Origin of the sequence: Paenibacillus sp. CAA11, assembly GCF_003060825.1 — a bacterium.
Lineage (GTDB): Bacteria > Bacillota > Bacilli > Paenibacillales > Paenibacillaceae > Fontibacillus.
The window spans coordinates 641,981-654,660 of record NZ_CP028922.1; the positions used below are offsets into that span (position 1 = coordinate 641,981).

General features: G+C 49.9%; 13 protein-coding genes. 9 read left to right on the top strand and 4 right to left on the bottom strand.

The features are described from left to right. Positions 1-76: 76 nt before the first annotated feature. Both DCC85_RS02835 and DCC85_RS02840 read right to left on the bottom strand, forming a co-directional pair. Positions 77-1,204, bottom strand: coding sequence for an MGDG synthase family glycosyltransferase (locus tag DCC85_RS02835; RefSeq protein ID WP_108464212.1), 1,128 nt, complete (start codon positions 1,202-1,204; stop codon positions 77-79). Positions 1,205-1,231: 27 nt separating this feature from the next. After that, positions 1,232-2,278 carry a serine hydrolase domain-containing protein gene (locus tag DCC85_RS02840; RefSeq protein WP_108464213.1) on the bottom strand — a complete coding sequence of 349 codons (1,047 nt, stop codon included), beginning with the start codon at positions 2,276-2,278 and terminating at the stop codon, positions 1,232-1,234. Between the two features lie 446 nt (positions 2,279-2,724). On the opposite strand from DCC85_RS02840, the gene DCC85_RS02845 reads away from it, so the two are divergent. The 9 genes from DCC85_RS02845 to DCC85_RS02885 all read left to right on the top strand — a co-directional run bounded on the left by DCC85_RS02845 (position 2,725) and on the right by DCC85_RS02885 (position 11,243). After that, positions 2,725-2,913, top strand: coding sequence for a hypothetical protein (locus DCC85_RS02845; RefSeq protein WP_108464214.1), 189 nt, complete (start codon positions 2,725-2,727; stop codon positions 2,911-2,913). A gap of 173 nt (positions 2,914-3,086) precedes the next feature. After that, positions 3,087-3,836 (top strand): type I methionyl aminopeptidase, encoded by a 750-nt coding sequence (gene map / locus DCC85_RS02850; protein WP_108464215.1) that lies wholly within the window; start codon positions 3,087-3,089, stop codon positions 3,834-3,836. A 200-nt stretch (positions 3,837-4,036) separates the two neighbouring features. Then, positions 4,037-4,780, top strand: a complete 744-nt coding sequence (locus DCC85_RS02855) for a hypothetical protein (RefSeq protein WP_234414315.1) — start codon at positions 4,037-4,039, stop codon at positions 4,778-4,780. Positions 4,781-4,842: 62 nt separating this feature from the next. Further along, on the top strand, positions 4,843-5,238 hold the full coding sequence (locus tag DCC85_RS02860; RefSeq protein WP_108467686.1) for a GntR family transcriptional regulator: 396 nt from the start codon (positions 4,843-4,845) through the stop codon (positions 5,236-5,238). Positions 5,239-5,250: 12 nt separating this feature from the next. Continuing rightward, positions 5,251-6,162: an ABC transporter ATP-binding protein gene (locus tag DCC85_RS02865; protein ID WP_108464217.1), complete on the top strand. Its 912-nt coding sequence runs from the start codon at positions 5,251-5,253 to the stop codon at positions 6,160-6,162. Positions 6,163-6,167: 5 nt separating this feature from the next. After that, a complete protein-coding gene (locus DCC85_RS02870; RefSeq protein WP_108464218.1) occupies positions 6,168-7,073 on the top strand; it encodes an ABC transporter ATP-binding protein in 906 nt (301 codons plus the stop codon). Next, the gene (locus tag DCC85_RS02875; protein ID WP_108464219.1) at positions 7,066-8,355 is read left to right on the top strand and encodes an ABC transporter permease; all 1,290 of its coding nucleotides are present in this window, start codon (positions 7,066-7,068) and stop codon (positions 8,353-8,355) included. The genes DCC85_RS02870 and DCC85_RS02875 overlap by 8 nt, the downstream gene beginning before the upstream one ends. A 77-nt stretch (positions 8,356-8,432) precedes the next feature. After that, positions 8,433-9,659, top strand: coding sequence for a TraB/GumN family protein (locus DCC85_RS02880; RefSeq protein WP_108464220.1), 1,227 nt, complete (start codon positions 8,433-8,435; stop codon positions 9,657-9,659). Between the two features lie 180 nt (positions 9,660-9,839). Beyond that, positions 9,840-11,243 carry an erythromycin esterase family protein gene (locus DCC85_RS02885; protein WP_234414442.1) on the top strand — a complete coding sequence of 468 codons (1,404 nt, stop codon included), beginning with the start codon at positions 9,840-9,842 and terminating at the stop codon, positions 11,241-11,243. A 64-nt stretch (positions 11,244-11,307) separates the two neighbouring features. Here the strand turns inward: DCC85_RS02885 and DCC85_RS02890 are convergent, their stop codons facing one another. Together DCC85_RS02890 and DCC85_RS02895 are read right to left on the bottom strand one after the other, a co-directional pair. Next, a complete protein-coding gene (locus DCC85_RS02890; RefSeq protein WP_108464222.1) occupies positions 11,308-11,991 on the bottom strand; it encodes a PspA/IM30 family protein in 684 nt (227 codons plus the stop codon). 2 nt (positions 11,992-11,993) lie between these two features. After that, positions 11,994-12,524 (bottom strand): hypothetical protein, encoded by a 531-nt coding sequence (locus DCC85_RS02895; RefSeq protein WP_108464223.1) that lies wholly within the window; start codon positions 12,522-12,524, stop codon positions 11,994-11,996. Positions 12,525-12,680: the final 156 nt, after the last annotated feature.

Genomic DNA, 12,680 nt, shown 5'->3' on the forward strand with positions numbered 1-12,680 from the left:
CTTCTCCCTATCAATGTATGACAAGCTGCCCTCTCCGAGAACGGATACTTTTGCGGGCGGCTTTTTTTGCTATAGGCTATTGCTGTTGAAGTAAAAGGCTTGCTGCCGGAGCGGAAAGGTACTGCCCGATGAGATCCTCAACAATGGTATTCGCCGCATGCGGGCGGCTCAGCTCCTCAAGGGTTTCGAGCAGGCCTGCTCTTCGCTCTTCATTGCGAAATAGAGCTTCGATATCCAAGGCGAGTTCATACGGATCATAAGCGATGGTGGCAATGCCCTTGCCCTCCAGATATAACGCATTGTTGAGCTCTTGTCCGGGAACTGGGCGGTATAGAAACAGAGGCAGCCGGCTTGCGATCGCTTCTGACAGCGTGATACCGCCTGGCTTGGTGATAATGCAGTCGCTTGCAGCCATCAAGTCGGGAATATTCTCTACAAAGCCATACAGGTCAATATCTGGATGGCCGCCAAAGGCCGTCTGAAGATTTCGATATAGCTCCTTGTTCTTTCCGCAGACGACAGTGATATGGTACTGCCCAGAGAGGGTAAGTGCATGGCAGATGTCGCGTAGTCCCTGCATCACGCCGAAGGCGCCTGCCATGAGCAGCACATTTCGCTTGCCCGAATTGTTGCAGCGGTCCTCGCGGGATTCGCCAAAGCCGGCCTTAAGCGGAATGCCGCTGGCTAGGACGCGTTCTTCAGGAACTCCCTTGGTGACGAGCTCTGCCTTAAGGTCTTCAGTGGCTACGTAATAGCGGTCAACTCCGGGATGAATCCAGCGGCCGTGGATATCGAAATCGGTCAGCACATTAACCAGCGGCAGAGCCAAGCCTGTCTTCTTAAGAAGACGCGGCATGACAAGCTGGGGGAAGGTGTGAATAATCAGATCGGGAGCCGCCTCGGATATCAGCTGCTGCAGCTTTGTAATGCCAATCGAGTGCAGCAGGTTGGAGAACGGCCTGCCGGGCTGCATATCTTTCGTGGCGTTATATACCCATCCGTAGAAGGCAGGAATGGTCTTGAAGCTCTGCATATATACGAATTTAGTCAGTTCATTCAGCATTGGATGCGCCTCGGCCATCAGGTCAAGAAGCACTACATCCGTATAACCCTTGGCGTGAAATCGGTCTTCGATGGCCTTGGAAGCCTGGTAATGCCCATCTCCATAGCTCGCATACAGAATTAATATTTTGGGCGACTTCATCCTAGGCTCACGCTCCTTTTATATATTTTAGATAGGCTTGGATTGTTCCAAAGCAGATGAGTTCAGTGAGGGAAGTACAAACTGCTTAAGCAGCTGTCTCGGGTTCTTCCAACGGCTCACTTGACTGTCTGCCGTGAAGACACAGACCGCTGAATAATCCGGTATGATATAAATTTGCTGTCCTCCGTGGCCGTGCGCATAGGTGAAGGAAATGCCATCTTCTTTGGCACACCACCACTGGAAGCCGTACCTGCCGAAGGCAGGATAACCCTCGGAATGTGGAGAGAAGGAAAGCTGCACCCATTCTGCGGGCAGCAGCTGTGACTGCTGCCACCGTCCTTGCTGAAGAAAAAGCAGTCCCAGCTTAAGCATATCCCGCGAAGTCAGAAAAAGACCAATATGTCCTGTGGAGTGCCCTTCGGGACTGGCGGACCAGGCGGCATTGTCAATGCCGAGCGGACCGAATAACCGCTGCTTAGCCAATTCGAATGCGCTCTGTCCGGTCCATTCGGTAAGCAGAACGGAGAGCAGATGCGAATCTACGCTGCGGTACTGAAAGCTGCCTATACTCTCTTCAATAACCGGCAGCCGCAGAATGAACTTGGACCAGCTCTTGCTCCGGTGAAACCGGTGGATGAATTTCTCTCCCAGCTTGGAACCGGTCTCCCAGTACAGTCCTGAGGTCATCGTCAGAAGGTGGCGAAGCGTCACCTGAGGCCAGAAGGGATCAGGACGAAGGGGAGCCTTTGATTTAACATATGGCCAAACCGGGGCGTCCAGTTCCAGGGCCTGTTTGCTATCAAGCAGCAGGCCCACAAGCGCGGAGACGAAGCTTTTGGTGGCGGAACGCAAGTCATTAAGGGCTGCAGCATGGAAACCGTTATAATATCGTTCAAAAATCAGCTGGCCCTCCCTGGCGACAAGAAAGCTGCGAAGCTTCGGGTATCTGCGGAGCGCTGCAGCATCGGCAGCGGCCAGCAGCTGGCCATCCGTCCCGGTATCCTCGGGAGAAGCAGCAGGCAGCTTAGGGAAGGAAGCGGATGACGAGATCAAGATTGGAGTTTGAATATTCATACCTAGGCAAAGCCTCCTCTCCAGCCACCCTTCGCCGCAAGCGCCCATGTTGGGGGAGGGAGCAGGACGTTTTTTTGCTTACTCTTATCTTAACCAGGACGCCGTCCGATAAATAAATTAAATACAGGCAACTGTTCGGGTATAAATGGGACAAAAATGATGAAAGCTGAAACCCTGACTTGAATATGTTACAATTAGAGAGATAGGAGGCCTCTAAAAGTACCCGAAACCTAAACCATAGACAAAGCTGTATCCGTTAGTCCGTCTTCTTTTGCTTAGACAGCAAGCTGTGATTCAGCGGAATAAGCATCGGGTATTTATAGTGTCAGATGCCTGCCGGAAGGGCAGCGATTTAAGAACTAAATAACTTCATGATGTGCTTGCAGATCTTTTCGGCGTTCTCATTTACGGAGCATTAACCACTAGCGTTCTGGGAGGGAATAACTATGGCAACGAAAGGTCACAACGAAGTCAAGGAAAGTCTAATGGAAATGACTAGAATTTTCCGGCCGAAAGATCCTAAGAAGTTTGTCAAGGAATATGTCCGGAAGTACCGCATCATGGGAGGGTATGAAGAAGAGCTGACCCACCTGGTAGAACTTGAATTGGGCAAGTTGGATTCTTCCGTGTCTTAAATCCATAGCTCCAAGAAAGCCTGACACACTATACGATTGTCTCATACTGATTACACACGCCGACCGCCCCCGCACCGTCGCGGGAAGGCGGTTTTTTCTTGCGTTTTTCTCACATATATAAATATATTGCCCTCATATTAAGCAGGTATTAAAAAAAGGGAGGAGACACCGAATTGAAGGCGGTTCTGAAGAGTCCGGAGGAGATTGCGCTGATCCGTCATGCCGGGCGAATTGTTGCAGATTGCCACCGGGAGATCAGCCGAATGATCGCCCCTGGAATCACTACGCTGGAAATTAATGAATTTGCCGAAGCCTTTATCAGCGCACAGGGTGCCAGCCCCGAGCAAAAGGGCTACCGCGGCTTTCCCTATGCAACTTGCGCGTCGGTGAACGATGTGGTCTGCCATGGCTTTCCGTGTACGACTCCGCTCCGAAGCGGTGATATCGTCACGATTGATTTGGTTGTCAACAAGGACGGCTGGCTTGCTGACTCGGGCTGGACCTATATCGTGGGAGAGCCGAGTGAGGAACTGAAGCGTCTGTTCGAGGTCACGAAGCGGGCGTTATACCGCGGTATTGAACAGGCAGTGCCAGGCAAGCGGATTGGCGATATTTCCTGTGCGATTCAGCGCACTGCGGAAGAAGAGGGGCTTGGTGTCGTCAAAGCGCTGGTTGGACACGGCATAGGCCGGCTGCTGCATGAAGCCCCGGATGTCCCTAATTACGGCAGACCGGGAGCGGGGCTTAAGCTAAAACGGGGGATGGTGATCACCATTGAACCGGTATTTACGTTGGGACCGGAAGGGTCCATCCGGTGGGGAAGTGATGGCTGGACGATCCGGTCTGCGGATGGGAGCCCAGGTGCTCAATTTGAGCACACGATTGCGGTGGAGGATGGCGGGCCGCAGATCTTGACAGAGTGAACATATACAAACTATATATGCGGTTATCAAGAATAGCCTGTGTGGCAGTGAAAGGTCAGAGTTTCGTACTTTTCGCTGCACATGGGTTATTTTATTTTTTGCCTAAAGGGATTGACTGGAAAAACATCACCCTATATACTGTGTATAAAGATATACACACTATAACAGTGAACAATATGTGTACATAAGCTATTGCTGAAATGAAGGGATGGTCGGAAGCATTGAACGATTGGAAGAGCAGCCTGGCGTTAGTCAAGAGGGATCTGGGCAGTGAAGGCCTATATCTGATATGGAATGTGATATTTATGGTGTATACAGGCGCCTGCATCAGTCTCTGGTTGTTTACGAACGATCCTGAGGCTCATTTTATTCAAAACTCCGTCATTGATTTTTTGATGCTGATCTTTACGCCCATGATTTGTTTTCAATATTCAAGGCGTTCCTTCCGTTATTTGAAGGATGATTCTTATACACAGATGCTGTTATATTATCGCTCACTGCCGATTCCGCTTAAGGTAATCATGCAGAGCCGGGCCTTGAAGAGCTTGCTTTCTCTGGCGATGAACGGAACGCTGTTTTTTGCAACGATGTATCTGGCTTCGTACAGACTGCGTGGAGATTTGAACATATGGGAGTTCGTTGCCTTCGCACTGACCTGGTCAGGTTATGGACTGCTGGCTACAGGGCCGTATATTTACTACGAATTTCTGAAGAGTGGACGCACCTACCTGAAGCTATCATTTCTGTATATGGGACTCCTGCTGGTGGCTGCTGTGCTGATTTCGCTAACAGGATTTAATATATTCCGGGCTGTCCTTGAAATGTCGCAGCGCTTCGGCCTTCTCTCTCCACTGATGTGGGGGAGCCTGCTTGTAGGTGCAGCAGGGCTTTGGTTCACCTGTAAAGTGACTGTGCGCAAGCTGGGGGCGCGTGATTTAGTATAAATCAATGTAAATGAACTTAAGGCGTGGCCTTTAGTAATGAAGGAAGAGGTGAGGTGCGAAAGGTGTGGATTCCTATTCAAATTAATGAAACAAGCGCCGAGCCTCTCTATCATCAAATCGAGACCCAGCTGCGCTCGCTAATTGTCAGCGGTCAGATTGAGGAGGGGACGCTGCTTCCTTCCATTCGGGAATTTGCCAGCAGCCTGAATTGCAGCGCCATTACGGTACGCAGGGTTTATCAGGACCTGGAAAGTGAAGGTCTCCTGCGAACCAGACAAGGGACAGGCACGTTTGTGGCCAAGGTTGGCGAGAGCGAAAGAGATGAGTTCAAGCGCGGCACCGTGCAGAAAGCGCTGGAGGCCGCCATAGATACCGGCAAGTCGGTACAGTATACCGAAGAAGAGCTGAAGACGCTGTTTTTGCAAATTCTAGCACAGAAATATTCCAAAGAGTCGTAGAGGAGGAGCAGCATGACCGAAGATAACTTAGCCATACAATTAAATGCTGTAGTCAAGAAAGGCCGCAGAAAGCCGATCGGCCCCATTGATCTTGACATCCCTGCGGGCTATGTGGTTGCACTGGTTGGCCCCAATGGATCTGGCAAGAGCACACTGCTCCATCTGATGCTTCAGACGCTTCAGCCGGATGGCGGGGAGATACGCTGGTTTGGTGAACGGTACGGCAATGTACTGCCTACTGAGATCAGACAGCGTATCGCCTATGTCCCCGAGCAGCCGATTTATGATGAGAATTATCTGACCGCCGAAGAAGCGGGGAAATTTCGAGCCCAGTGGTACCCTGCCTGGGAAGTGGAGCGATTTGAGGAGCTGCTCAATCGGTTCAGCGTTCCCCGGGGCATCAAGCTGTCGAAGATGTCCAAGGGAGAGCGCCGCAAATTTGAAATTGCGGCAGCCCTTGCCCCGCGGCCGCAGCTCCTTCTGCTGGATGAGCCCTCGTCCGGTCTGGATCCCTTTGTCTGGAAGGAAATGATTGATTGCCTGCGCAGCTTTCTAGAAGAGGATCATGTGACCATCTTGCTCTCCACTCATATTGTTGACGAGGTGAAGCGGCTGGCGGACTACATTGTCCTTGTTCATCAAGGACAGGTGCATGGCATGGTCGAGAAGGATGTGCTGCTTGGCAGCTCACAGGAATGGTGGATCAAGGGGGAACCGGAGGACGCCGTGAAGCTTGGAGCGGTTGCCTGTGAAGACGGGCCGGGGATTGTGAAGGCTACGATATACCATCCTGAAAGGTCTGAAGAGCTTGCAAGATCCGAAGGGATTACCATTTTAAAGCGCCGAGCTTTGGAACTGGATGAAATACTCAGCTTATGGCTGCAAGGGCATCTGCCTGAAGAGATCAAATGGAGGAGGAATTAAACGTTATGGCACAACCATTAGTATTAGATAGTGTATTTAAGCAGTTTGGCAGCAAAACCGCGGTGAACGGCATTTCGCTTAAGGTAGAGGAAGGAGAGATTTACGGCCTTCTGGGGGCGAACGGTGCCGGGAAAACAACAACGATGCGTATGGTGCTGGGCGTTATTTATCCGGATGGCGGGGATATTTCATATTTTGGAAAGCCATATGGCCCGGATCAGCAGCATGAGATGGGGTATTTGCCGGAAGAACGCGGCTTGTATCCTAAGATTAAAATAAGCGAGCAAATTACATATTTGGGCAAGCTGCGCGGATTGTCGGCTAAGGAAGCGGATCAGAGTCTGCGCTACTGGCTGGATCGATTCGATGTGCCGGAGTATTACGATAAGAAGATTGAGGAGCTGTCCAAAGGGAATCAGCAGAAGATGGGCTTTATCGCGGCGGTCATCCACAAGCCGAAGATTCTTATTCTGGACGAGGCATTCAGCGGCCTTGACCCGGTCAACGTGGAACTGCTTAAGGAGACCGTTAAGGAATTGAGAGATGCCGGAACGAGCATTCTGTTCTCCACACACCGGATGGAGCATGTAGAGGAACTGTGCCGGAATATCACCATCCTGCATCGTTCCAACCCGGTGATTCAAGGGGATATTCGCGAAATCAAGAAGCGCTACCCGCGGGAGGAAGTGCTGCTCAGCACGATAGGGCCGGTTGAAGGCCTGGAGCGTATCCCGGGCGTAACAGGGGTAGAGCGCACAGAGCGGGGATATGTAGTGCGGATATCTGATGTATCCGCGGCCCGCGATATTCTGAACACGGCTATGCAGCAGAGCGAGGTCGAGCACTTTGAGATTAAGGAGCCGACATTGAACCAAATCTTTATCAAAGAGGTGGGAGAATCCAATGAATAAACTGGGGACGGTAATCGGGTTTACCTTTTGGGGGAAAGCGAGAAAGAAATCATTCCTGATTACGACATTAATTCTGGCTATTGTGTTGACGATTGGTGTGAATTTACCTTATCTGATTAATTCCTTTACCGGAAGCAGCGGTCAGAGCGTAGAGAAGATCGGCCTTGTCTATGGGAATCAGCAGGCCATTGCCGAGAAGCTGAAGCAGTATGGGGACAGCGCTGCCGATGCAGGCTTCAAATTTGTTCCTTACGAAGGCAATCCGAGTGCTGACGAATTGAAGCAGGCGATTGAAAATGAGAAGATTGACGGATATTTAAGCTTTAACGAGGCTAAGGCCGGGGAATTTCCGCAGGTAAAATATGTGTCGGAATCCGGTGACGGATTGAGCGGGTCCATTCAGACTGTAATTCAAACTGCTCTGCAGGGCATCAAGACCCAGATTATCGTAGGGGACTCCCTGAATGAGCAGCAGATTGCCGCGCTGAACATCCCTGTACAGATTGAAGGGGAAAAAGCAGCGGGCATCGGCGGAGCCCAGGCGGAATCTTCTGACGATGGAATTAACTTGTCTAATTTCATCTACGTGTACGTGCTGCTCATCGTATTTATGATTACGAACACGACCACAGGCACGATGATCGCCTCTGAGGTTACTTCTGAGAAGAGCTCGAGAATCATGGAAATTCTGATCACCAGTGTCTCGCCGCTAACTCAGATGTTCGGCAAAATTATCGGTATGTTCCTGCTGGGACTTTCGCAAATCGCTGTCTTTACTGTAGTCGTGATCGTGAACCTCATGCTGCCGCATAATCAAACGGCTCTAACGGATTTAGGCTTTAACCTTTCAGATCTTAGCATTGATGTGTTTATTTACGGACTGATCTTCTATATTCTCGGGTACTTCCTGTTTGCCACCTTGTATGCAGCCATCGGCTCTCTGGTGAGCCGCACGGAGGAACTGGGTCAGGCCACAATGCCTATGACCGTGCTTACCTTAATCTCGTTCTACATCGGAACCTTCAGTGTGAATGCACCGAATACTCTGCTGCTGAAAATTACATCGTATATTCCTTTTACTTCGCCGATCTCTATGCTCGTTCGCATTGGCATGGGCAAGGTAGCCACTTGGGAAATCTACGTGTCTCTTGCGGTTCTGGCCGTCTCGATCTTCATCTTCGGCTGGATTTCGGCCAAGATCTATCGCACCGGGGTACTGCTTTACGGCAAGCGTCCTACCTTTAAGGAGCTGCGCAAAGCGATGAAGGCTTATGATATTTAGGAAAGATTCATTGTCATCTGTCTTGAAAATAAATTAATTAAAGCCCTCATATCGTATAAGAAAAGGAGAAATAACACATGAAAACTTGGAAAAAATCGCTCTTATCCCTTATGATCTCATCCAGCATGCTGATGGCGGCAGTTCCTGCTATGGCCGCTTCTGCTCCTATTCCACAGCAGCAGCCAGTATTGAAGGTAGATAACAAGCAGGTAGACTTTGCATCTGAAGCTCTTGTGGTTGACCAAGGGACAACCTTGGTACCGCTGCAAACAACCTTTAAAGCGCTGAATGTAGGTCTGACCGATGTGAAGGACGGTACTGTTCATGCTGTAGTCAACGGCAAGGAAATCACACTCAGCAGCAAGGCGAAGGTGATCAACGGTGTCACCTATGTGCCGATTCGGATCTTGGGTGACGCGGCTGGTTACACTGTTCATTGGGATCAAGCCACCCGTACCGTGTACCTCGTGTCGAAGGCAACAGGAACTAAGCAAGCTGCTCGCGGCTTTATGTGGGAAGTCAAGAATAACGGTAATACAGTCTATCTGGTAGGGTCGATGCATATCGCAGACGATAGCTTCTACCCGCTGCGTTCCGAAATCGAGGATGCCTTTGCCGAAGCTGATTATCTCGGAGTTGAGATTGACCTCAGCAAAGCGGCAGGTGAGGAACAGCAGAATCTGATCACGAAACTTGGCACGTACCAAGACGGCACAACCTTGAAGGATCATGTGTCCGAGGAGACGTATGCGAAGGTCGGGGAAATTCTGAAGAAGAGCGGTGTTAAGCCGGATGCGCTTGATACGTACAAGCCTTGGGTTGTCGAGACAACCATTAGCAGTCTTAAATCTATGAAGGCAGGTTATGAAGCTGGCCAAGGCATTGATCTGTATTTCATTCAGAAAGCCATTGAGCGTAAGGTTCCTGTCGTAGAACTTGAATCCTATGCGTCCCAGCTGGGCATGTTCGATAGCTTCTCCAAAGAGCTTCAGGAGAAGAATCTTAATACAACCTTAGACAACTTCGATGTACTCGATGAAGGCGTCGACCAAATGGCGGACATGTGGAAAAGTGGGGATGAAAAGGCATTGCTGGAGCTCACTAATAGCATGGCGGGCGATGAGGAGTATAACAAGGCGATGCTAATTGACCGCAACATCGGCATGGCCGATAAAATTGACGGCTTCCTGAAGAGCGATAAGAAAGTGGAATATTTCGTTGTGGTTGGCGCAGCCCACTATCTGGGCGAGCATGGGGTCATTAAGCTGCTTGAAGACAAAGGCTATACCGTTGTCCGCAAATAAGGGCAGCATCTGAGCAAATTTAGGAATGCAGCAGCAGACGGCAGGTTCGGGACTCATTAGAGTCTTGAGCCGCCGTTTTTTTGTTTTTTAAACAGAATTTAAATGAAACAGAATCTCTTCTTAAATCCAGCCTGCTAGGCTGAAGTTAAACAGTAAGGGAGTGATGAATACGTGAAGCGTATGTTGAAAAAGGTCATTGCAGCTGCGGCGGTCTGCAGCCTGGTGTACATGGCTGGCGGGCAGTCCGCCTATATGGCAGAGTCCTCCTCTTTAGTGAAAACAGATGTACCGCCTGCGAATCAAGCTGAGGTTGAGTTGTGGAGAAATGCAGTTCGCTCCGAGGCGAAGACGATTACAACTATTAAGCCGGGACAGAACGGCAGCTTTGCCGATCTGAACTTTCTCAAGACGATTCTGGCGGATAAACGGATCGTTAGTCTGGGCGAGGCTTCACACGGCGCATCCGAGTATAACTCAATGAAAGTTAGACTTGTCCAATATTTGCATGAGGAGCTTGGCTATAACGTCATTGCTTTTGAATCGAATCTGGGAGATATGGCTGCAGCCTATGCTCAAATACATAATAAGTCACCCGAGGAAACGATGAAGAAGTCTGTTATCAGATCCTGGCAGGTCGAAGAGAACCTTGCATTGTTCGAATATATTGCCAAGCAGCGTAACACTGAGCATCCGCTGATATTGACCGGCTTTGACGCACAGGGGACCTCAGAGCCGTTTATCGACTTTGCTGAACAATGGTTTGCAGGGGTCGATCCGAAGAAGGCCGAGGCTTTTGCAGCCACCGAGCGCTGGTACTTCAAGCTGAGCATGATTAGTGATCTAGAACAATTTAATGCGCAGAAAGACAAGATTAAGCAGAAGTACAACATTTTTCAGGAGTTTGTCAAAGCCCATAGAACTGAATTAAGCAAGGCTTACCCAGACCAGCCGGAGCTAGTATCTGTGATGGAACGCATTTTGCAGAACAGGTTAGATATGCTGGATTCCTACCATGTTTATTTAGTCAAAATGGTGGCAGGGATTGATACGGAGAAGCAGTTCAAGGAGCTCAACTATGAACGGGATCGTGTGATGGCGAGTAATGTAGCCTGGCTGGCGGATACGGCTTATCCGAATGAGAAGATCATTATATGGGGACATAACTATCATGTCCGCAAGAGCAATTCAACGATGATTACAGAGCATAACGGCTACGATTATGATAGCCACCCTTATCCTTCGATGGGAGAGATGCTGCCCTTATCGCTGAAGAAGGCGGGGTATGTCATCGGCCTATATGCTTATCAAGGGAGCTCCAATAAGAGCAACGGGGAGGCTGAGAAGATCATCCTGCCGCATGAAGCAGGGAGTGTTGAAGATATTTTTGGTCCAGACCAGCAGGGAGCCGTTCGCTTCTTTGATATGAAAAATGCAGTATGGAGTAAGCCGGATGCATGGATGTTCACCCCCCGCATTGCCAAGGCATGGGGAGTGCTGGATGAGATCATGATCCCAAGAGAACAATATGACGGAATCTTGTTCTTCGATACTATTCACCCCTCCCATAGAATAACAGCAAAATGATGAGCCCAAACCGGCCGCGGCCAAGGATTCAGTCCTTAGCCGCGGCCGGTTCATGTTCCAATACTTATACAGCCTGGTGGGCGTCGCCCTTTTTCTGCTCTTTCAGCTTCTCAAGCTCTTCCTTCACACGTGCCTGAAGCGAATCTTCTTGTCCGTATTCTAAAGGCACCTGGGCGAGTTGGCCCACCATTTTTCCCGCTCCAGCGTCTGCTTCCATCTTCCAGACCCGTTCCTCCATCCGCGTGAAGCCTTGGCTTATTTGATCCGGGTTGAAGGACTTCAGGGCCGAGTGGATACCTTGTACAGCCTGCGCTGCATTGATCCGTGAGATTAGGTAATCTTTGCGGACATGGAGTTCTTGATACACCTCTTGAAGCTGGCGGATTTCGTCCAGTAAGACAGCGGTCTGCCGCTTCACCTCACTGTACTGGGTGCGGTAGGCTTCAAGCTTACTCTCTTGAATCAGCTTCTCTCTAACCGCCAGCTGGGCGATATGCTCTTCATGCTTAGCGACGGCAAGCTCGGCCTGACGTGTCCGCTTGCTGATCAAGGCTTCGGCTTCCCCTATCAGTGCGTCGTATTTCCGCTCGACAAACTGCTGGTGCGATAACGCCTTCTGAGCTTCACCAATCTGTTCTTCCAGCTCTCGGATGTATTGTTTTAGCATGCTGATGGGATCCTCCACCTTATCGAGCAGGTTGTTGATGTCCGCAACAGCTATGTTCTTCATTCGCTTGAAAATTCCCATAATTATTTCTCCTCCTTATGAATGCTTTGTTCCCATTCGTCAATGATGTCCCGCTCTCCCACGATTGCCGTCGTGTGAATGACCGGTGTTACCGGTTCGATGGCGAGCGGCTGCATACGGTTGCTGCGATGTATACGGTAAATGATGTAACCAATGGCCGCCGTCACTGCGGCTGCCAGGAAGAATGGCATCAAGGTAAAGAGCCCGATGACAAACAATACGACACCAAACCATTTCAAAGCGTTCTTTCCGATCCGCCATAGCAGAAGACCGAAGAGAATGAACGCGATTTTAAAGAATAAGGAGTAAGCTAGATCGCTCCCGGATTTATCAAATCCGCCCCGATCCATATAGCCTCTCATCACGCCGCGTCCTTCCAGACCATGTTGTCCAAAGCCGCTGTGCGCCGGCTGAAATCCCCCATGCATCCCATGAGGATGCCCCCACATCAGGTTCAGTATCCAGATGAGTAATGCGATTGCAGCAGCACCAAGGAGAGTCCATTGTAGTAATTTTCCACTGCTTGCTTTCATAGATTCACCTCCTTTCAAGCCGGAGTCCAGGTTGATGTCTGTAGATTAGCACCCGAATCTTTAATGAATCTTAAATAGCTATATAGAATGAACTAAAGAAATGGACGTTATAGGACCGTATTAGGTCGTGATAACAGAAAATTCAATGTAAAATTT